We start from the raw sequence: 20532 nt of genomic DNA, 5'->3' as shown, positions 1-20532 counted from the left end.
TTGTGGCGATGTCATTGAATTAACGTTGTAAATTACTGCTAAACATGGCTGAGAAACGCAATATTTTCCTTGTTGGCCCAATGGGCGCCGGCAAAAGCACAATAGGTAGACACCTAGCTCAACAACTGCATATGGAGTTTGTTGATTCAGATACTGTGATTGAAGAACGTACAGGTGCCGATATCGCATGGGTATTTGACGTTGAAGGTGAAGAAGGCTTCCGTAAACGTGAGGAAGCGGTGATCAATGATCTGACCGAAGAACAAGGTATTGTTCTGGCTACCGGTGGTGGCTCAATCAAGAGCAAAGAGAACCGTAACCGTCTGTCTGCCCGTGGCATCGTTGTTTATTTGGAAACAACAATCGAGAAGCAGCTTGCACGCACCAACCGCGACAAGAAGCGACCTCTGCTGCAAACTGACAACCCGCGTGAAGTACTGGAGTCTCTGGCTGAAGAGCGTAACCCTCTGTACGAAGAAATCGCAGATTACACGGTCCGTACGGACGATCAAAGTGCAAAAGTGGTAGCCAACCAGATCGTAAAAATGCTAGAAGAACGTTAAGTCGTTTTATTTAGCCTTGGAGTGATTACCATGGAACGGATTACGGTCAGTTTAGATGAGCGTAGCTACCCAATCTCAATTGGTGCCGGATTATTCAATGATCCGGCCCACCTTTCTCTCTTATCAGCGCAGCAAAAAGTCGTCGTCATCAGCAATGAAACGGTCGCCCCTTTGTACGCTGACACTATTCTGAATTTGCTCGAACAACGCGGTTGTGACGCCACGCTGCTGACGCTGCCCGATGGTGAGCAATACAAAACTCTGGATACTTTTAACCAGGTGATGAGCTTTTTGCTCGAAGGCAATGTCAGTCGTGATGTCGTCATCGTGGCCCTGGGGGGCGGCGTGATCGGCGATCTGGTCGGATTCGCTGCTGCCTGCTATCAACGCGGTGTGGATTTTATTCAGATCCCGACCACCTTACTGTCCCAGGTGGATTCGTCCGTGGGCGGCAAAACGGCCGTGAATCATCCGCTCGGTAAGAACATGATCGGCGCGTTTTATCAGCCGAAAGCCGTCATCATTGACACCGACTGCCTCAAAACCTTGCCAGCGAGAGAGTTTGCTGCCGGTATGGCCGAAGTGATCAAATACGGCATCATCTACGATGCGGATTTCTTTACCTGGCTGGAAACTAACCTGGATAAGCTGTATGCACTGGACGAGCAAGCCCTGACCTACTCTATTGCCCGTTGCTGCCAAATTAAAGCCGAAGTGGTGGCACAAGATGAAAAAGAATCGGGCATTCGCGCGCTGCTGAATCTCGGTCACACGTTTGGCCACGCCATCGAAGCGGAGCTGGGTTACGGCAACTGGCTGCACGGTGAAGCGGTGTCCTCAGGCATGGCCATGGCTGCCAAAACTGCGCAACTGCAGGGAATGATTGATGACGTCGATTTGGAGCGAATCGTGGCGTTGCTGCGTCGTGCCAACCTGCCGGTGCACACACCACCAAGCATGACATTCACGGATTTCCTCCAACACATGATGCGCGACAAGAAAGTACTCTCTGGTGAGTTGCGCCTGATTTTGCCGACCAGTATCGGCACCGCCGACGTGGTCAAAGGGGTACCGGAAGCTGTGATCGAACAAGCGATCGACTCCTGTCGCGATTTGGTATAGCCTGAATACTTATCTTTCTAAAATCAACGGTATAGCAGATAGCTGAACGGGTAGGACGGCCGCAATGAGTTTGTCTCATGAATTACGTGTACTGGAATTGGACTCACAAACGCAAGTGCTTGAGCGGCTGCGGTTGCTGACCGAGTTTGGTTCCAATCTGGTGAATGTCTCCGGCGTCGCCGGGACAGGTAAATCCTGGCTGGCGCAACGTTATCTGGAAGCTTGGGTCAGCGACAAAGATCAGTCATTGTTGCTGTGTCACCCGAATCAGGATGACCATCAGCGTCGTTCTACCTTGCTGTCTCAAGTCGTGTCCGGTGGTACGTTCAATCCTCAGGACAGCCTGAGTGACAGCCTCACGCGCATACTGGATGGCGAAAGTTGCGATCTGGTCATCGTGGTCGATGACGCCCATCTATTGAGTGAAAGTCTGATTTCTGAGCTGTGGCGATTGGTGCAACGCGCTCAGCAACAACCGGCCTGGAACATCAGCGTGGTGCTGTTCAGTCAGAGCGGCAGTCTCGATAGGTTGCTGGAACGACTCAGTGACGGGCAGGATATTCGGCCGATCGACATTGAAATTGAGTCATTCTCGCAAAATGAGGCTGATCGGTTTTTTGAACAGCTGGTGATGCGCTATGTTGAAGATGACATGGAACGCCAGGTGCGCCATGCGTATCGTAAAGTGACGCTCACGCCGGGGGAGATTATGGCACTCAGTGAACAGAAGGCTGAAAAACGCATCATTATTCGTTCCATCGTCGGGTCTCCAGTACGAATTGCGCTGCTGGTGCTGATCTTGTTGCTTCTGCTTGGCGGCGGCTACTGGTGGATGATGACTCAGCCGGGGCCGGGTGAGCGCATTGAGCAGTTGACCGCCGGCGGCGAACAGACTGTGATACCGACACTGCCGCAGGATGGTACAGCCACTTCTGGCGATGTGAGTGAACTGCCCGCCTCCGGTGCGGACGACGATTCAGCGGCGCTGCCGCCGGATGTGATTGATACCACAGCTTCGGTCGGTGAAGCCGACAGCAAGCAGCAACGGGTGGTGATCACATCGGATGTGGTGGACGCGCTGCTAGAAGGCAAAACCAGCTCAAAGGCCACGAATAAGACGCCAGCGGTGGCCCAAGACACGGCCGAAGACGACAAAGTGCAAGATAAACCCTCAGCTGACACGCCAGTCCGCCAGACTCCGGATCCAGGCACCACAGCACAACCGCCTGCGCCGGCTGCATCTCCAGCCGCAGTGCAGTTCTCATTTGCCCGTGAAGAACTGATGGCGTTTTCACCGCGCAGTTACACTTTGCAACTGGCGGCGGTCACCAGTCTGCAAGAGGTACAGCAGTTTATCGATCAGTATCAGCTGGCCGGAAAAGTGCGAGTCTACCCGACGGTACGTAGCGGTCAGGACTGGTATATTGTTACCTACCAGAACTATCCGACTATCCAACTGGCCCGTGATGCGGTGGCGACATTGCCGGACACATTGCAACAGCTTGAGCCCTGGGCAAAATCCATTCGTCAGGTACAGCGCGAGATCGAACGTGCAAAATAGCCTGAGATTCACCTGAAAATATGTTACATTCCGCAGCCTTATTTTTGCGGTTGATAGATAGAGCAGTAGATGAAGAAGCAGCGAGCCTTCCTGAAATGGGCAGGTGGAAAATATGGTCTAGTCGAAGATATTCAGCGCCACCTCCCGGATGCTCGTAAACTGGTTGAACCGTTTGTGGGAGCGGGCTCGGTGTTTCTTAATACTAACTACGATCACTATTTGCTGGCGGACATCAATCCGGATCTGATCAATCTCTATAATTTGCTCAAAGAGCGTCCTCAGGAATACATTTCGGAAGCGCAGCGCTGGTTTACGCCTGACAACAACCGCAAAGAGGCGTACTTGTCGATCCGGGCTGAGTTCAATCAATCCGATGACGTGATGTTCCGTTCACTGGCGTTCTTGTATATGAACCGCTTTGGTTTTAACGGCTTGTGCCGTTACAACAAAAAAGGCGGCTTCAATGTCCCGTTCGGCTCGTATAAAAAACCTTACTTCCCTCAACAAGAGCTGGAGTTTTTTGCCGACAAAGCCCGCAAGGCGACGTTTGTCTGCGAAAGCTATACCGATACCTTTAAGCGCGCACGCAAAGGCAGTGTCGTGTACTGCGATCCGCCGTATGCGCCGCTGTCGACGACCGCCAATTTCACCTCTTACGCTGGCAACGGCTTTACGCTGGATGATCAGGCCGCTTTGGCGGATGTGGCAGAAAAGGCCGCCACAGAGCGTGGCATTCCAGTATTGATCTCCAATCACGATACTACGCTGACGCGCCGTTTATACCATGGCGCGCAACTGAACGTGGTCAAAGTCAAACGCACCATCAGCCGCAATGGCGCCGGGCGCAATAAGGTCGATGAGTTACTCGCCTTGTTCAAACCCGCCGACGATAACCAGGAATAATTCACTCCGCTTCTAGGATCTCTGTGCCCGGTTGGGTAGAATTGCAGCCATCGATTGCATTCTTCCCAATTGCCCAGAGGTCAGGTATGAAAGATTTTCTTATTGCTCCATCGATTCTGTCAGCGGATTTTGCCCGTCTTGGTGAAGACGTAGAGAAGGTGTTGGCGGCTGGCGCCGACGTGGTGCACTTTGATGTTATGGATAACCATTACGTACCGAACCTGACTTTTGGTGCACCAGTGTGTAAAGCGCTGCGCGACTATGGCATTACGGCACCGATCGATGTGCATCTGATGGTGAAACCGGTTGATCGCATCATCCCGGATTTTGCCAAAGCCGGCGCGTCGATGATTACCTTTCACGTTGAAGCTTCGGAACACGTCGACCGCACGCTGCAGTTGATCAAAGAGCACGGTTGTCAGGCTGGCGTGGTACTCAACCCAGCGACACCCTTGTCGCAACTGGAGTTCATCATGGACAAAGTCGACATGATCCTGTTGATGTCGGTCAACCCTGGCTTTGGTGGTCAGTCGTTCATTCCCCATACGCTGGATAAACTGCGCGCGGTACGACAACTGATCGATCAGTCCGGACGCGATATCCGCCTGGAAATCGACGGGGGAGTGAAAGTCGACAACATTCGCGAAATTGCTCAGGCTGGTGCAGACATGTTTGTTGCCGGCTCGGCGATTTTTGGCCAGCCGGATTATCAGCAAGTGATTGATCAAATGCGCGCTGAACTGGCCGAAGTACAATAACCCTGAAAAAGTACAATAACCCTGAAACAGGATACGGTTTTGAATTTGAATGACATTAAGCTGATTGCGTTTGATTTGGATGGCACCTTGCTCGATAGCGTGCCGGATCTGGCCGTGGCCGCTGATCAGGCGGTACGTCAACTTGGTTATCCCGCCGTCAGCGAAACGCAGGTGCGTGACTACGTTGGCAACGGTGCGGACGTATTGATTGGCCGTGCGCTGAGTCAGAGTATGACGGTGGATCCGGCGTTGTCGCCGTCTTTGCTGGCAGAGGCTCGGACACTGTTTGATGCGTTTTATGCCCAGACGCATCACAAGCTGAGTCACCTGTACCCGAATGTCAAAGCAACACTGCAAGAGTTGCGTGATGCCGGGTTTGTGCTGGCGCTGGTGACCAACAAACCGTCCCAGTTTGTACCGGAGATCCTGACGCAACACGGTATCGATTCCTTCTTTGTGGACGTGCTCGGCGGAGATGCGTTTGCTGAGAAAAAACCCAACCCGATTGCCCTGCAATGGCTGATCGACAAACATCAGATCCGCGCCGAGCAGATGCTGATGGTGGGGGATTCGAAAAACGACATTCTGGCGGCAAAAAACGCCGGCTGTCATTCGTTTGGACTGACCTATGGGTATAACCATGGTGAGCCTATCGCCAATGCCGGTCCAGACTACGTCGCCGACAACATTGCCCAGTTACTCGATGTTGTTCTCGTTTCGGCCGAATTGGCGGAAAAGATCTAGCAAAATACTCATCAATGAGTACACTGCTTAAATCGTGCAGCGACAGCGGGCACGGTTTTTCATTTTTTGAACCCTGGTATTAAGAAGTCAAAGGAACTATTCCATGAGCAAACCCATTGTATTGAGTGGTGTTCAACCGTCAGGTGAACTAAGTATCGGTAACTACCTGGGTGCTCTACGTCAATGGCAACAGATGCAGGACGATTACGACTGTCAGTACTGCGTGGTGGATCTGCATGCGATTACGGTCCGTCAGGATCCGAAAGCGCTGCACGAAGCGACGCTGGACGCACTGGCGATCTGTCTGGCGGTTGGTGTTGACCCTAAGAAGAGCACGCTTTTTGTTCAGTCACACGTACCTGAGCATGCTCAACTGGGTTGGCTTCTTAACTGTTACACCCAGATGGGTGAACTGAACCGCATGACGCAGTTCAAAGACAAGTCTCAACGTTACGCCAACGATGTCAACGTTGGCCTGTACGATTACCCGGTACTGATGGCGGCAGACATTCTGTTGTACGGTGCCAACCAGGTGCCGGTCGGCAGTGACCAGAAGCAACATCTGGAACTGGCGCGTGATATCGCGACCCGATTCAACAATATCTACAGCCCTGAGCAGCCTATCTTCACCATTCCGGAGCCGTACATCCCGCAAGTGAATGCGCGCGTCATGAGCCTGCAGGATGCGACGAAGAAGATGTCCAAGTCGGATGATAACCGCAAGAACGTCATCACCTTGCTGGAAGAGCCGAAGTCGATCATCAAGAAGATCAACAAGGCTCAGACAGACACGGAAACCCCACCGCGTATTGCGCATGACGTGGACAACAAGGCGGGCATTTCTAACCTGATGGGTCTGTACTCTGCGGCGACTGGCAAAACGTTTGCTGAAATTGAAGCTCAGTACCAGGGTGTGGAAATGTATGGGCCGTTTAAGAAAGACGTCGGTGAAGCGTTGGTGGCCATGCTGGAACCCGTGCAGTCCGAGTATCACCGTATTCGTGAAGACCGTGACTTCCTCAACAGCGTGATGCGTGACGGGGCAGAAAAAGCCTCAGCGCGCGCAGCGCAAACCCTGAAACAGGCGTACGAAGTGGTGGGTTTTGTTCCTCGCCCTTAACCGTCTGTGATTCCGGTTTGGACAAGCCTCGCCATTCGGCGGGGCTTTTTTATGGCCGCGATATTTTCTCCATGAAATGTTGATTGTTTTGTTAGTAAATCCAATCTGTTAGAAAAACAGCAACGTCTGATGTTGAAAATATGACTGTGATCCAAATATTCACACTATTTATGAGATAAACCTCTCGCTGTAACTGAATGTTACTTTTAGTTTCATAAAAATCATCAACACTGCTCATGGTTTTTACGTAATTACTCAATTTCATAGTGACTTAACACACAGTTTCTCATTCTTCAGGAACATGGAAACCATTTGAGGTGCAGATTAATGAAACGAAACATCGCGTTATCGCTGGTCGCCACGGCGGTAAGCAGCACGCTGGCCATGCCGGCAGCAGCGGATATCCTTCTCTCACAATACGTTGAAGGTGGCAGTTACAACAAGGCGATTGAAATTGCCAACACCGGCGATGAGGCCGTCAGTCTGGATGGGTACCGTCTGGCAAAATCGCGTAACGGCGGTGGGAGCTGGGATGACATCATGTCGCTGCAAGGCAAAGTGCTACAGGCCCACAGTGTACTGGTGATCGCCAATTCTCAGGCCAGCAGTGACATTCTGGCACTGAGCGATGACACCAATGATGCGGTTGTCAGTTTCAACGGTGACGATCCGGTGGCCCTGCTGAATCAAGATGGCAGTGTGCATGATGTGCTGGGTGACATGGGCGACGTTGACTGGGGCAAAGATGTGACGCTGGTGCGTAACACTGACAGCATGACCCCGTCTGCGACTTTCCAGCCAGCTCAATGGACCAGTCTGGCCAAAGACAGCCTGGAAGGGCTTGGCAGTCTGGATGGCAGCGAGCCACCAGCGGCATTTGCCTGTGTGATGGACGATGGCTCTGAGCCTCAGTTTACCGCGATTCAAACCATTCAGGGTGAAGGCGATACCTCTCCGTTCATCAGTGGCTACCCGTACATCACCGACGAAGATTTCTATGTCAAAGGTGTGGTCAGTGCCGTGACCACCGGGCTGACGAAAGGCTTCTATCTGCAGTCTCTGGAAGACGATTACAATCCGCAGACCTCCGAAGGCCTGTTTGTCCACACGAATCAAACCAGCTCCAGCCTGAAGGCGGGCGATGTGGTGTGCGTGAAAGGGAAAGTCCAAGAATACTACAACCTGACGCAGCTCAAAGCGGAAAATAACCAGTGGGTGAAGCAGGATGAACAGCCGGCGCCAACGGCGCATGAGATTGTGATTCTGCCGTCGGATGCCAATTTTGACCAGACCCTGGAACGTTACGAAGGCATGTTGGTGAAGACATCGGCGGATCTCGACATGCGCGTGACCCGTACGTTTGGTTATGACTATGACGCACGTCGCAACAATATGGTGCTGGCACAGGGTCGCATCAATATGCAGCCAAACCAAATGTTTGCCGCCGGCTCCGAGCAGGCGCAGCAACAGAGTCTGGAAAACGCACAGCGCCGTCTGTTTGTGGAATCTGATCAGAAAGCCAAAGACGGCGAAGTGCCTTACTACCCGGACTTTGGTCGTACCGATGTGGATCAGAATGGGTCAACCGAGGATTACATCCGCATCGACGATACCTTAGTTGGTCTGGAAGGCGTACTGAGCTACAGCTATGGTGAGTACCGCCTGATCGCGACTCAGCCATTAAGTCAGGACAATTTTGTACGCAACGATCCACGCACAGAGAAGCCAGACATGTACGAAGGCGATCTGCGCATCGCGACGTTCAATGTACTCAACTACTTCAATTCGCCGTTTGGTGGTGACGCCAACCCGCACGGTGGTAACCGTGGTGCGAACAACTACGAAGAGTTTGAACTGCAACAGGCGAAAATCGTCAACGCCATTTTGCGTCTGGATGCTGACATTATTGGCCTGATGGAAATCGAAAACAACGGTTTTGGTGAAGGCGGAGCCATTCGTCAGTTGGTGGATCAGCTCAATCAGCGCATCGACGACAAGCACCGCCGCTATGCCGTCGCAGCGCTGGATACTAACGGTGACGGCAAAGCCGATCAGAACGATACCATCGGAACTGACGTCATCACCACGGGTGTGATCTACCGACCAAAAGTGGTCAAGCTGAAACAAACCCGCGTGATCCCAATGCCAAGCCAGCAGGCACCGGAAGTGCTGGATGAAGACGGTAAGGTGATCGAAGACGGTAAGAACTATCAGCGTGATACTCTGGCGCCGACGTTTAAAGTCAAAGGCACCAACGAGACCATCACGGTAGCGATCAACCACCTGAAATCCAAAGGCTCGAAATGTTGGGAAGACGCCGCACCGATTGAGCAGGGGGGCCAGGGCGGACTGGATGCCGACAAACAGGGATCTTGTGAGAATTTCCGTGTTGCCGCGGCAGTGGCGCTGGGAGAAGCACTCGAGCAGATCGACGGTCACAAAGTCATTCTGGGTGACATGAACTCATACGGCATGGAAGATCCGATGCTGGTACTGACGGATTACAGCCCGGAGAAATACGGCAAATCGATCAAAGCTGCGCGCAACACCTTCATCAATGGTCAACCTCAGTTTGGTGACCAGGGGGCGTTGATCACCAAGAGCTACGGCTACATCAATGCCGTGGCAATGCAGCATCCTGACAGTTGGAGCTACTCGTTTAACGACGAAGTCGGGGCGTTGGATCACCTGTTAATCAGCCCGAGTCTGCAGGGCAAGTTTGTCGATGCCACAGACTGGCACATCAACGGCGGGGAATCGACGCTGTTTGATTACAACAACGAGTACAAAGGCGATCTGCCGAAGTATCAGGATCACTTCCGTGCCTCGGATCATGATCCGGCAGTCCTGGAGCTGAACATGGGGGGCTCATTTGGCCTTGGCATGCTGATGTCGTTGTTCGGATTGGCCGCGTGGCGCCGTCGCCGTTAAGACTCTCGCTCTGATTCACGCCCCGTCAAACGACGGGGCGTTTTTGATTCAGGCGCGAATGGCATCAATCAAATAGTCGATAAACAGGCGTACTCGCGGCGTCAGGTGACGACGGCTGGGATACAGAATGTTCATGGTGGCATCCGGGAGGTGATAGTCCTCAAACAGTCGCACCAGACTGGGATCCTTGATCTCATCAGCGAGGAAGTTGGCAATCAAGCCTACGCCCATGCCTTGCTGGACCATTGACATCGCGCCCAGTGGGGCATTGCAGATGTGTTTCGGCCGAGTTTGGATTTCACAGCGCTGGCCTTGCGGGTTGGTCAGTGTCAGTCGATCCTGCGGCAGATTCAGCCGGGTTAGCGTGACCCAGGGGTGCTGCTCCAGATCTTTTAACTGTGTCAACGGCGGGGCGTCAGCCAGGTATGTCTGACTGGCGTACACGCCCATTTCAAACGGTGCCAGCTCGCGCCCGACCATGGAGCTGGACGTCAGTTCGCCCATACGAATGATCACATCCAACTGGGCGGCAACCGGATCCTGCAACCCGTCATCGAGCTGAATGTCGAATACCACATTCGGGTACTGCGCTGAAAAGCTGGAAATTAACGGGCTCAGCACATAACTGCCCACATCGATGGTGGTGCCAATCCGAATCACGCCAGCGACATCGCTGGACAAATGCTGGATGGCGGTCACGGCCTGCTCGGCCAGAGGCAACAGGCCATTACTGTGCTGATAAAAGGCGTGTCCTTCGGTGGTCAGGCTGATTTTACGTGTCGAGCGGTGCAGCAGGCGCACATTGAGGCGGCTTTCCAGGGAGCGGACCTGCTCGCTGACTTTAGATTTGGCCATGCCCAGTGACGCGCCGGCGGAAGTAAACGAGCCGCATTCGACCACTTTATTGAAGATGGCGATACGCTTTAACTCATTCAACATGTGATTGTTCCCTTCTTGGTAACCTTCGGTTCTTATTTTGTTATCTAGCCAACACCTGATATTCACCAAATAATGACAGCGCTATTTAGAGGGAAATAAACCATTTTGGTTTCCATGAATAGTCATCAAATAATAAATCGCCACCTCAATATGGTGGTATTGGGATATTTATTCCTAAAACCTACTGGAATTAATTATCAACTTAGCAATGTCAATCTTCTGAATATCAATATTGTGCAAATATTCTCGTTGTTTTTTGACCTTATCGCTCGGAAATAATGAGTACGGTGTTCTTTTATTTTTATAACGATGTGTAAAAGGAACGGGTGATGAATTATCAGGTGACCCAACTCAGTCCGTTTGGCGTCAAAATTGAGGCGGCCCAGGCAGGCCTACCCGTCAGCGTGGTGCCAATTTCGCTGTTGCGTGAACTGTTTATTGAGCATCAGCTGGTATTGCTGCGCGGTTTTAAAGCATTCGATCAAGCCGAGCAGTTTGCCGATTATTGTGAGCTGTGGGGCGAGATCAGCCTCTGGCCGTTTGGCAAGGTGCTGGATCTCGTCCAGCAAGCGCAGCCGGCTGATCACATTTTTGACAGCAGTTACATGCCGCTGCACTGGGACGGAATGTTCCGGCCTCAGGTACCGGAGTACCAGATTTTTCAATGTGTGCAGGCTCCACTCGCTGGTCAGGGCGGACGGACGACTTTCACCCATACCGCCAAAGTGCTGCAGCATGCGACCGAGCAGGAACGTGCGTTGTGGCAACGGGTAACCGGGCATTATCAACGTGAAATGGAATTTTACTCCAGTCATGCCGTGTCTGCGGTGATAGCCCGGCATCCTTACCGGGCGTATGAGGTGATCCGATACGCAGAGCCGCATTTTGCTGAGCGTGGCGAACTGATCAACCCGCCGGATGTGCGTTTTAGCGGCATTGAAGAGCAGCAACTGGCTGAGTTTCATTACAGCCTGCGTCAGGCTCTGTACGATCCGCGTCATTTCTATGCCCATGAGTGGTGTGGTGATGACGTGGTGATCACCGACAATTTTACCTTACTGCATGGCCGCGAGCGCTTTTTGTCCCACTCGCCGCGTCATATCCGCCGCGTTCAGGTGCTGAGCGATCCGCCGTTTGATAACCCGAATCTGGAGTCTTACCGATGAGCGACTATCACAGCGACATTCTGATCATTGGCGCCGGCCCGGTCGGACAGATGTGTCATTATCTGGCCCAGCGCTGTGGCTTGCGGTCAACCATCATCGATAAATCCGATGGTCCGCTGCAGGTCGGGCGTGCAGACGCCCTCAATGCCCGTACATTGCAACTGCTTGATATGGTGGATTTGTTTGCACCACTCTATCCGAAAGGCAAACCGTGCAACACCAGTTCAGTGTGGGCCGACGGGCAGTTTGTTTCGCGCCAATCACACTGGTGGACGGCGCTGCAGGGCTGTTTTTATCCCCATTTTCTGATGTTGGGACAAGCACATCTGGAGCAGTTGCTTGATGGCCTGGCGTTGGAACAGCACGCGGCGGTGTTGCGTGGTGTCTGTGTGCAGGATATTAAGCTTGACGAACAGGGCTGTGAGACTCAACTGAGTAACGGCGAACGTCTGCGCTCTCGTTACGTGATTGGCGCGGATGGGGGACGTTCGTTTGTACGACAGCATTTTGCGATTCCGTTTCAAATTGAACGGCCGCAAATTGTCTGGGCCGTGATCGATGGTGAGATTGAAACTGACTTTCCTAAGGTGCCGGAAATTATCGTGTTTCAGGCTGAAACCTCGGATGTGGCGTGGATTCCGCGCGAAGGAAAACTGGATCGTTTCTACATTCGCATGGATACCGAAGTCTTCACTCAACAAGAGGTGATCGTCCGCATCAATCGCGCCATGCACCCTCATTCGCTACGTTTTACACAGGTCGAATGGTTTTCGCAGTTCTCCGTCAAGGAGTCGGTGGCGGACCGCTACGATCATCAGCGACGCGTTTTTCTGGCGGGCGATGCCTGTCACATCCATTCGGTCAACGGGGGACAAGGGCTCAATACCGGTCTGGCGGACGCGTTTAACCTGATCTGGAAGCTGAATATGGTATTGCGTGGTCAGGCGGCTCCGGAGTTACTCGACAGTTATCAGGCCGAACGTCAGCCGGTGGCGCGCAGTGTGATTGACAGTTCCGGTGCGTTGGTGCGTGCGACCAAATATTCGGCTGGCGGTACTCACGCAGAAGATTATGTGCGCATCGTGGAGCAGCGTGCCGGCAACATCACCGGGATGGGCATCCGCTATGGTGACGAAGGTCTGAAAGGCACACGGGTGTATGACTTTGAGTTGCATTGCCCGCAGCACTCCTGCCGGCTTTATCAGTGGCTGGATTACCGCTCATTCACCTTGTTGCTGAGCGGTGACGCCGAACTGCCTTCTGAGTTGCCGCCACAGGTTCGCTGTTTGCGTGTTTACCCGCAGGCGATCGCTGATCATTACTGGAGCGACAGTCCCTATTATGCAGGGCTGGCTGTTTTGATCCGGCCCGATGGTTACATTGCTGCATCGGCACCTCTGACCCAGGCCGCCAAACTTCTGTCTGGTTTACCTGCTCTTTAATCGATGGCGAAGGGCACGGTGCAAACTGCCTTCGCTTTCTACAAGGAAACACTATGCTTGATCATCAACAGCAACAATGTGTGGATAACATTGCGTTTATTTTATTGGATCAGTTATTGGCACAAACCGACGCGACATTTCACGGCTATCAAACACTGAAAATGCAGATTAGCGATTGTGTCACGCAGCGTAAGCCCATTACGTTATTGTTACCTGCTTTTCCGTGTAAAACGAATAATTTGGATAAAGTATTGGGCCATCTGCCTGACCTGGGTGAATACCGGGTGTTACGCAAATTTATTCAAGCTATTCGCGATATTCAGTCGGTATATTCTCCTGGCGTCATGCTTTATATTTTTTCCGACTATCATACGTTTTCCGATTATATTCATGTCGATCTGGAGCATCATTATCGTTATTCCGATGGTTTACGTAATATGGTGGAAAATATGAACGCGAGTGACTGTGTGAAAATTATTAATTTTGAACACTTCCCCGCGTTCGATGACCTGAATGAATATCAGTATTTCAGTGGCTTAAAACAGCGTTTCGGTGATCCGGCTTACGAACAGGATTTTGCCCGCCTCAAGCAGCACGACCATGCCATGCACTGCACCTATCTGGGGCTGAAAAAGTTCATGCATCAGGATCAGAAACACGTATTGGTGACGCTGAGCCACAAAGCGCGCCGTGAGCGTCTGTCTGAGATGGCCAAGGGGATGATGGTGCAAGGGCGGGCGCTGGATAACTTCCTTAATGCGTATTTCAGCCACGCCATCCGGCTCAGCATTCATGAACATCCGATGCAGGGGCACAAATATTCGTTGTTTCTGTTCGAAGAGCGGGCGTTTAAAACGCCTTGGCACACGTGCGTACTGTTTGACGCCCGGCGTGGAGAGTTTGTGATCGATACCCAGCAGCAACATCGTCAGCAGGAAGGGGTCATTGTGCCTGTCACGTATCAGGGGACACTTTGGTGCCTGCTACGTTTGTACGTCAGTGATGCTGCTGACGCGCAGCTACTTGGATCGCTTCGTGCGACCTTGCAGGCAGAGCAATTCGGCCTGACACTGGAATGGCCTGATGAGATCGCACTGGCGTGCTTGCCACAGGCTCAGCTTCGCCAGTTGGCCCGTGCGTTTTCCGTGGTGCGTCTGCGCGGGGCTCGCCCGTTGTCCACGCCTGACCAGCTCGAACAGTGGTTGACGCCTAACGGAGAGTGCTTACCTGAGAAGGATGTTGCTTCGGCGCTGCAGGCGCAGTCTGCCTGGTTTGGTCTCAGTCTGCCATCGGACCATGCAGCGCGTGACTATTCGTACAGCGACACGACGCCGGATGAATGGGCGTTTTGTTGCACCGAGACGAGGGCGGAAGTGGCGTTGTGGGATGCCTCGCTGGCGGCGCTGCGCCTCAATGGTGCGCAGCGTGCGAGTTTGCAAACGACACTGGTCACCTACGCCGAGGCGCGGACATACCCGCTGGTGATGCGCGTTCCTCGCTATGGCTGGAGCCTGCGCTGGAGCCCGGCGTTGGTCACAGCGGTATCGTTCTCCGGTCAGAATCTGGATAGGGAATCGGTCACGGCGAGTCTGGCTCCGGCACTCGATCGCTCGGCGGCGCATCACGTGATGACGTTGCAAAGCGGGGACGTACTACTGGTGAACAATCACACCACTTTGATCGCAAGTGCTGTCGGGACCTGCGAAGGCGTGGTGGTCCGTCAGCCGATATCGGTCAATTCCCCCTGGCAAGCGCACAATCAGCCCACGGAAAGCCGGCTGCGGCAAACCAGCCCTGTCTGACTGGATTGAAAGCAACCAAAAAAACGAGCACTGGGTGCTCGTTGTTTCTCGGTGTGAGTGATCAAAACTCGTCGATACAGCGCTGCTGATCAAAGTAATCGACACGTCCGCGCTGGCCTTCAAATACCATTTTCACTACCATGCCACGGTCGACAAAGAAACGCAGGTCATCGCACGCAACCTGACGGCTGATTTTCTTGATTTCCACCGGTGCCCAGACGTAATCCATTGGCAGCGTGCGCGTAAACGTGATCAAGCCAGAGTCGTCCACGTTGATAAAATCGTCGTATTTTTCCAGTGCTTGTTGGGCCTGGGTGATCACAGCCTGATCCGCTGTGATGGCTGGGACGTGGCCCATGGTGGATTGACAGCCAGCCAGGATCAGACCGGCTGTGGCGCATAGAATGGCTTTTTTCATTAGATTACCCGACGTTGGTGGCAGACAATTAGTTAGCAAATCATCTGGTTATAATTAGGAAGCAAGGTATCATTTTTGGCATGAATGTTCAGGTGGTTACTGATTTTTTTGTGAAATGACGGCGGTTGCCGTGTATCGCGGCCAGCAGAATTGCACTGGCACACGCCAGTTTGGGCTTGCCTTTCCGTCTCGCTGTAGCACAATACCGCACCTGGCTGGCTCAGATAATGGATATCACTTTCACTATGCTGCTGATTATCGACAACTACGACTCGTTCACGTACAACCTCTACCAGTATTTCTGTGAGTTGGGGGCAGAGGTGAACGTCGTACGTAACGATGAGATTGATATTGCCGGGATCGCCGCCTTAAACCCAACCCATCTGGTGATTTCACCCGGCCCCTGCACGCCGAATGAAGCTGGCATCTCGCTGGCGGCGATTGAACACTTCGCTGGCCGTCTGCCCATACTGGGGGTTTGTCTGGGTCATCAGGCCATTGCTCAGGTGTTTGGAGGTAAGGTAGTGCGGGCACGTCAGGTCATGCATGGAAAAACCTCGCCGATTTGTCATACCGGTCGCAGCGTATTTCGCGGGCTCAATAATCCACTGACCGTGACCCGTTATCACTCGCTGGTGGTTGAACGGCACAGTTTTCCGGACTGTTTTGAACTGACCGCCTGGACGGAACATGACGATGGCCGTGTCGATGAAATCATGGGCTACCAGCATGTGTCGTTGCCAATTGACGCGGTCCAGTTTCATCCTGAATCGATCAAAACCGAGCAAGGCCATCAGCTTCTGGCCAATTTTCTGGCACGCTGAGGCAGGTGTCTTTCTGACCGCGATCACTTTTCTTAACATTTCTTTCATCAAAATTGCATCTGAATAAACACTGCAAATCTATTCGCCGCACATAGTGCGTCCCCACCTGAACGCCTGCTATCACTGAGTTGGCTGGTCTGCTGAGCCAGGGCGACGGAAAAAAAGCTTCATAAAAGCGGTGAGTTGATGCATAAATAATCATGAATAGTGACTGATAACGGGCGAAAGCGGCGTGAAAAAGAACAAATCACTATTGAAATGGTTAATTAAATGTAAATACAATGCTTCCGCAGCTTAAATGCAACACAAAATATGCTTTCAAGAAATTGATGGATAACACGCTGATCTGCTTGGCATGCGGTATCAAGAGGGAATGTGTAATGACTTTGGAAAATAAAGTAGAACGCGGTTTGTTTAATGAGGTAATGGTACCTTGTTATAACCCAATGGAGATGATTCCGGTTAAAGGTGAAGGTTCACGCATCTGGGATCAGGATGGTAACGAATACATCGATTTCGCTGGCGGTATTGCTGTGAGCTGTCTGGGGCATTGTCACCCGGCGATGGTGAAGGCATTGACGGAACAGGGCAATAAACTGTGGCACCTGAGCAATGTCATGACCAACGAGCCGGCGCTGCGTCTGGCGAAAAAGCTGACTGAAGTCAGCTTTGCGGAAAAGGTCTTCTTTGCCAACTCCGGGGCTGAAGCCAACGAAGCGGCGCTGAAACTGGCCCGCCGATACGCGGCGGATGTGTTTGGCCCGGAAAAATCAGAAATCATCGCCTTCAAACAAGGTTTCCACGGTCGTACCTTTTTCACGGTTACCGTCGGCGGTCAGGAAGCGTACTCAGACGGTTTCGGTCCGAAGCCAGGCGACGTAACGCACCTACCATACAATGACGTGGCGGCGCTTCAGGCCCACATCTCGGATCGTACTTGTGCCGTGATGATGGAGCCATTACAAGGTGAAGGCGGTATCGTGCCTCCGACGCCGGAGTTTGTTCAGGCAGTACGTGAACTGTGTGACAAGCACAACGCGCTGTTGATCTTTGATGAAGTGCAAACCGGTAATGGTCGTACTGGCCAGTTCTATGCTTACCAAGGGCTGGGGGTGACTCCGGATATTCTCAGCACCGCAAAATCACTTGGTGGCGGTTTCCCTATCGGTGCAATGCTGACGACCAGCAAACTGGCAGAGCACCTCAAAGTGGGCACTCACGGTTCAACTTACGGCGGCAACCCACTGGCGTGTGCGGTTGCGGAAGCGGTGGTTGATATCGTCAGTCAGCCTGACACCCTGGCGGGCGTCAAAGAGCGTGAAGCGCTTTTCCGCGACGGTTTAGCTAAAATTAATGATAAATACTCGCTGTTTAAAGAGGTTCGTGGTCAGGGCTTGCTTCTGGGCGCGGCACTCAACGATGAATGGCAAGGCCGTGCGCGTGACGTCTTGGTCGCGGCGGGCAAACAAGGATTGATGGTGTTGGTGGCTGGCGCGAATGTCGTGCGCTTTACACCATCACTCGTGATTACAAAACAAGAAATTGAAGAAGGCTTGGCACGACTGGAGAAAGCGATCGCTTCACTGGTTTAAGCCGGCTGATCGCCACATCGCTCTCATAGGATGAGGGGGTGTGGCGAATGCCTGGGGCCTAATGATTAGGCCCTGTTTGCATCTGGAGGGAATATTGATGCTAGTTGTTCGCCCTATTGCAATGTCAGACTACGATGCGCTGCACACCTGCGCGGTAGAGTCGGGTCATGGATTCACATCACTGCCGGTTAACGAAGAGCTGTTAACCAACCGCATTCAGCACTCAGAATACAGTTTCGCCAAACCGGACGTGTCCGGACCGGGGGATGAAGGCTACCTGATGGTTGGCTTTGACACCGACAGCGGCGAAGTGGCCGGGACGACTGGGATCGAAGCGTCGATCGGCTGGGATGTACCTTTCTACTCTTACCACATCAGTACCATTGTGCATTCGTCCCCGAAACTCGGGGTCAATAACGTAGTGAAACTGCTGACGTTTGGTAATAACTACACAGGTTGTTCGGAAATCTGCACCCTGTTTCTGCGTCCGCAATTCCGTCAGGGCTTGAATGGCCGTCTGATGTCTAAGTGTCGTTTTCTGATGATGGCGGAACATCCGCATCGTTTCTCGAAGACCATTTTCGCTGAAATGCGTGGCGTGTCCGACGCCGAAGGCAACTCGCCATTCTGGCAATGGTTGCAGGAACACTTCTTCTCCATCGATTTCACGATGGCGGATTATCTGACGGGCATTGGTAAAAAAGGCTTTATTGCCGACCTGATGCCGAAGCTGCCGATTTACGTCAATCTGCTGAGCAAAGAAGCGCAGCAAGTCATTGGTCAGGTTCACGAAAACACCCGCCCGGCCCTGCGTTTGCTGGAAAAAGAAGGCTTCACCTGTCGCAACTATGTCGACATTTTTGATGCCGGTCCAACGGTTGAGTGTGACCTGCGCAATATCGAATCGGTGCGTCACTCGATTCGCGCCAAAGTAACGATTGCGGAGCACGCCAGTTCACAGGACTTTCTGATCGCCAATACGTCATTTGAAAACTTCCGTGCCACGGCGGCAAAAGCGGCGTATGACAAAGAAAGCGAAAGCGTGATTCTGGCCCCGGATGTGGCCGAAGCGCTGCACTTGGCACCGGGCGATTATGTGCGCATGCTGGTGCAATAAAAGAGAAGGATAAACAAGATGACTCAATGGATTGCTGGAGAGTGGGTCGCCGGACAAGGCGAGCCGATGCATTCTCAAAGCCCATACAATAATGAAGTGATCTGGCAGGGCGACAGTGCGACGCCTGCGCAGGTAGACGCCGCGATCAAAGCGGCGCGTCAGGCTTTCCTGAGCTGGAAAAAACTCAGCTTTGAGCAGCGTGAAGCGATTGTGCTGGCGTTTGCCGAGCAAGTGAAGCAACACAGCGAAGAGATTGCCGAGATCATTGCCAAAGAAACCGGCAAGCCGTTGTGGGAAACGCGCACTGAAGCGGCGGCCATGGCCGGTAAAATCGCGATCTCGATCCGCGCTTATCATGATCGCACCGGTGAAGCGGCTCGCGAAGCGAACGGTAACCAGATTGTGCTGCGTCACCGTCCATTGGGTGTGATGGCGGTCTTTGGGCCGTACAACTTCCCGGGTCACCTGCCAAATGGTCACATCGTGCCGGCATTGCTGGCGGGGAATACGGTGGTATTTAAACCGTCAGAGCAAACGCCGCTGACCGGTGAGTTTGCCGTCAAGCTGTGGGAAAAAGCCGGCTTGCCTGCGGGCGTCATTAACCTGGTGCAGGGCGCGAAAGAAACCGGCATTGCGCTGGCGGATGCCAAAGGCATCGATGGCCTGCTGTTTACCGGCAGTGCCAATACTGGTCACTTGCTGCATCGTCAGTTTGCAGGCCAGCCTGGTAAGATGTTAGCGCTGGAGATGGGGGGCAACAACCCAATGGTGATTTCCGAGCACTACGGCGATCTGGACGCGACGGTGTACACCATCATTCAATCGGCGTTCATCAGTGCCGGTCAGCGTTGTACCTGTGCTCGTCGCCTCTATGTCCCGGTGGGAGAGAAAGGCGATGCGCTGATTGCCCGTTTGGTTGACGCAACCAAGAACATTCGTATCGATCAGCCGTTTGCCGAACCGGCACCGTTCATGGGGCCGCAGATTTCTCAGGCTGCGGCGAAAGTGATCCTGGACGCGCAGGCGAACTTACAATCGCTGGGCGGAGAAAGCCTGCTGGAAGCCATGCCGGGTGAAGCAGCGTTCGTCTCGCCAGGCATCATTGACGTCACTCACATCGCTGAGCTGCCGGATGAAGAGTACTTTGGCCCACTGCTGCAGGTGGTGCGCTACGCCACGCTGGAAAGCGCGGTTGAGATGGCCAACGATACCCGTTTCGGTTTATCGGCTGGCCTGGTGTCGACCGATGACGGCGAATGGGACTACTTTGTGGAGCACATCCGCGCCGGTATCGTGAACCGCAACCGTCAACTGACGGGCGCCAGCGGTGACGCGCCGTTTGGTGGTCCGGGCGCTTCAGGCAACTTACGTCCAAGCGCTTACTACGCCGCCGATTACTGCGCATACCCAATGGCATCAATGGAAGGTGGGGAAACGATCCTGCCGGCCACTCTGAGCCCGGGTTTAGAACTATAACGACAGTATTACACTCAGTTTCGTCACAGGTTGAAGGCTATCTGCGCGGCATTC

Annotated in this window: 17 protein-coding genes; 15 read left to right on the top strand and 2 right to left on the bottom strand. The window is 53.0% G+C overall.

The features are described 5' to 3' along the window. Nucleotides 1–44: 44 nt before the first annotated feature. From aroK to VPR01S_RS06500, 8 genes are all read left to right on the top strand, one after another. Nucleotides 45–563: a shikimate kinase AroK gene (gene aroK, locus VPR01S_RS06535; protein ID WP_021704510.1), complete on the top strand. Its 519-nt coding sequence runs from the start codon at nt 45–47 to the stop codon at nt 561–563. 30 nt (nt 564–593) lie between these two features. Next, nucleotides 594–1685, top strand: coding sequence for a 3-dehydroquinate synthase (gene aroB / locus VPR01S_RS06530; protein ID WP_021704509.1), 1092 nt, complete (start codon nt 594–596; stop codon nt 1683–1685). A gap of 64 nt (nt 1686–1749) precedes the next feature. Then, nucleotides 1750–3246 (top strand): SPOR domain-containing protein, encoded by a 1497-nt coding sequence (locus VPR01S_RS06525; protein ID WP_021704508.1) that lies wholly within the window; start codon nt 1750–1752, stop codon nt 3244–3246. Nucleotides 3247–3315: 69 nt separating this feature from the next. After that, nucleotides 3316–4149, top strand: a complete 834-nt coding sequence (locus VPR01S_RS06520) for a Dam family site-specific DNA-(adenine-N6)-methyltransferase (RefSeq protein WP_021704507.1) — start codon at nt 3316–3318, stop codon at nt 4147–4149. Between the two features lie 86 nt (nt 4150–4235). Beyond that, nucleotides 4236–4907: a ribulose-phosphate 3-epimerase gene (gene rpe, locus VPR01S_RS06515; protein WP_021704506.1), complete on the top strand. Its 672-nt coding sequence runs from the start codon at nt 4236–4238 to the stop codon at nt 4905–4907. A 39-nt stretch (nt 4908–4946) separates the two neighbouring features. Further along, nucleotides 4947–5651 carry a phosphoglycolate phosphatase gene (locus VPR01S_RS06510; protein ID WP_021704505.1) on the top strand — a complete coding sequence of 235 codons (705 nt, stop codon included), beginning with the start codon at nt 4947–4949 and terminating at the stop codon, nt 5649–5651. Nucleotides 5652–5754: 103 nt separating this feature from the next. Further along, nucleotides 5755–6771, top strand: a complete 1017-nt coding sequence (trpS, locus tag VPR01S_RS06505; RefSeq protein WP_021704504.1) for a tryptophan--tRNA ligase — start codon at nt 5755–5757, stop codon at nt 6769–6771. 327 nt (nt 6772–7098) lie between these two features. Then, entirely contained in the window at nt 7099–9702 is a 2604-nt protein-coding gene (locus VPR01S_RS06500; protein WP_021704503.1) for an ExeM/NucH family extracellular endonuclease, read from the top strand. A 48-nt stretch (nt 9703–9750) separates the two neighbouring features. Here the strand turns inward: VPR01S_RS06500 and VPR01S_RS06495 are convergent, their stop codons facing one another. Beyond that, nucleotides 9751–10641: a LysR family transcriptional regulator gene (locus VPR01S_RS06495; RefSeq protein ID WP_021704502.1), complete on the bottom strand. Its 891-nt coding sequence runs from the start codon at nt 10639–10641 to the stop codon at nt 9751–9753. A 329-nt stretch (nt 10642–10970) separates the two neighbouring features. On the opposite strand from VPR01S_RS06495, the gene VPR01S_RS06490 reads away from it, so the two are divergent. From VPR01S_RS06490 to VPR01S_RS06480, 3 genes are read left to right on the top strand one after another with little or no spacing between them, the layout of a single operon-like run. Next, entirely contained in the window at nt 10971–11807 is an 837-nt protein-coding gene (locus VPR01S_RS06490) for a TauD/TfdA dioxygenase family protein (protein ID WP_021704501.1), read from the top strand. Continuing rightward, nucleotides 11804–13249 carry an FAD-binding protein gene (locus tag VPR01S_RS06485; protein ID WP_021704500.1) on the top strand — a complete coding sequence of 482 codons (1446 nt, stop codon included), beginning with the start codon at nt 11804–11806 and terminating at the stop codon, nt 13247–13249. The genes VPR01S_RS06490 and VPR01S_RS06485 overlap by 4 nt, the downstream gene beginning before the upstream one ends. Nucleotides 13250–13302: 53 nt before the next feature. Continuing rightward, nucleotides 13303–15051 (top strand): L-tyrosine/L-tryptophan isonitrile synthase family protein, encoded by a 1749-nt coding sequence (locus tag VPR01S_RS06480; RefSeq protein ID WP_021704499.1) that lies wholly within the window; start codon nt 13303–13305, stop codon nt 15049–15051. Nucleotides 15052–15112: 61 nt separating this feature from the next. Here the strand turns inward: VPR01S_RS06480 and VPR01S_RS06475 are convergent, their stop codons facing one another. Beyond that, entirely contained in the window at nt 15113–15469 is a 357-nt protein-coding gene (locus VPR01S_RS06475; RefSeq protein ID WP_021704498.1) for a hypothetical protein, read from the bottom strand. Between the two features lie 245 nt (nt 15470–15714). On the opposite strand from VPR01S_RS06475, the gene VPR01S_RS06470 reads away from it, so the two are divergent. The 4 genes from VPR01S_RS06470 (at nt 15715) to astD (ending at nt 20478) form a co-directional block, all read left to right on the top strand. Next, entirely contained in the window at nt 15715–16293 is a 579-nt protein-coding gene (locus tag VPR01S_RS06470; protein ID WP_021704497.1) for an aminodeoxychorismate/anthranilate synthase component II, read from the top strand. A 380-nt stretch (nt 16294–16673) separates the two neighbouring features. Further along, the gene (locus tag VPR01S_RS06465) at nt 16674–17885 is read left to right on the top strand and encodes an aspartate aminotransferase family protein (protein ID WP_021704496.1); all 1212 of its coding nucleotides are present in this window, start codon (nt 16674–16676) and stop codon (nt 17883–17885) included. Between the two features lie 97 nt (nt 17886–17982). Further along, nucleotides 17983–19002 (top strand): arginine N-succinyltransferase, encoded by a 1020-nt coding sequence (gene astA, locus VPR01S_RS06460; RefSeq protein WP_021704495.1) that lies wholly within the window; start codon nt 17983–17985, stop codon nt 19000–19002. A gap of 18 nt (nt 19003–19020) precedes the next feature. Continuing rightward, entirely contained in the window at nt 19021–20478 is a 1458-nt protein-coding gene (gene astD / locus VPR01S_RS06455; protein ID WP_021704494.1) for a succinylglutamate-semialdehyde dehydrogenase, read from the top strand. Nucleotides 20479–20532: the final 54 nt, after the last annotated feature.

Source organism: Vibrio proteolyticus NBRC 13287, assembly GCF_000467125.1.
In the GTDB taxonomy this organism is placed as follows: Bacteria; Pseudomonadota; Gammaproteobacteria; order Enterobacterales; family Vibrionaceae; genus Vibrio; species Vibrio proteolyticus.
Note: the sequence above shows the minus strand (reverse complement) of the source record. Positions and strands in the feature narration are given on the sequence as shown.

Excerpts from the sequence above, each read along its gene's own strand:
- VPR01S_RS06475 (WP_021704498.1), bottom strand. The coding sequence starts at position 15,469 with ATGAAAAAAGCCATTCTATGCGCCACAGCCGGTCTGATCCTGGCTGGC.
- VPR01S_RS06465 (WP_021704496.1), top strand. The coding sequence starts at position 16,674 with ATGACTTTGGAAAATAAAGTAGAACGCGGTTTGTTTAATGAGGTAATG.
- VPR01S_RS06500 (WP_021704503.1), top strand. The coding sequence starts at position 7,099 with ATGAAACGAAACATCGCGTTATCGCTGGTCGCCACGGCGGTAAGCAGC.
- VPR01S_RS06470 (WP_021704497.1), top strand. The coding sequence starts at position 15,715 with ATGCTGCTGATTATCGACAACTACGACTCGTTCACGTACAACCTCTAC.
- VPR01S_RS06520 (WP_021704507.1), top strand. The coding sequence starts at position 3,316 with ATGAAGAAGCAGCGAGCCTTCCTGAAATGGGCAGGTGGAAAATATGGT.
- VPR01S_RS06495 (WP_021704502.1), bottom strand. The coding sequence starts at position 10,641 with ATGTTGAATGAGTTAAAGCGTATCGCCATCTTCAATAAAGTGGTCGAA.
- trpS (WP_021704504.1), top strand. The coding sequence starts at position 5,755 with ATGAGCAAACCCATTGTATTGAGTGGTGTTCAACCGTCAGGTGAACTA.
- astD (WP_021704494.1), top strand. The coding sequence starts at position 19,021 with ATGACTCAATGGATTGCTGGAGAGTGGGTCGCCGGACAAGGCGAGCCG.
- astA (WP_021704495.1), top strand. The coding sequence starts at position 17,983 with ATGCTAGTTGTTCGCCCTATTGCAATGTCAGACTACGATGCGCTGCAC.
- VPR01S_RS06485 (WP_021704500.1), top strand. The coding sequence starts at position 11,804 with ATGAGCGACTATCACAGCGACATTCTGATCATTGGCGCCGGCCCGGTC.
- VPR01S_RS06525 (WP_021704508.1), top strand. The coding sequence starts at position 1,750 with ATGAGTTTGTCTCATGAATTACGTGTACTGGAATTGGACTCACAAACG.
- VPR01S_RS06490 (WP_021704501.1), top strand. The coding sequence starts at position 10,971 with ATGAATTATCAGGTGACCCAACTCAGTCCGTTTGGCGTCAAAATTGAG.
- rpe (WP_021704506.1), top strand. The coding sequence starts at position 4,236 with ATGAAAGATTTTCTTATTGCTCCATCGATTCTGTCAGCGGATTTTGCC.
- aroB (WP_021704509.1), top strand. The coding sequence starts at position 594 with ATGGAACGGATTACGGTCAGTTTAGATGAGCGTAGCTACCCAATCTCA.
- aroK (WP_021704510.1), top strand. The coding sequence starts at position 45 with ATGGCTGAGAAACGCAATATTTTCCTTGTTGGCCCAATGGGCGCCGGC.
- VPR01S_RS06480 (WP_021704499.1), top strand. The coding sequence starts at position 13,303 with ATGCTTGATCATCAACAGCAACAATGTGTGGATAACATTGCGTTTATT.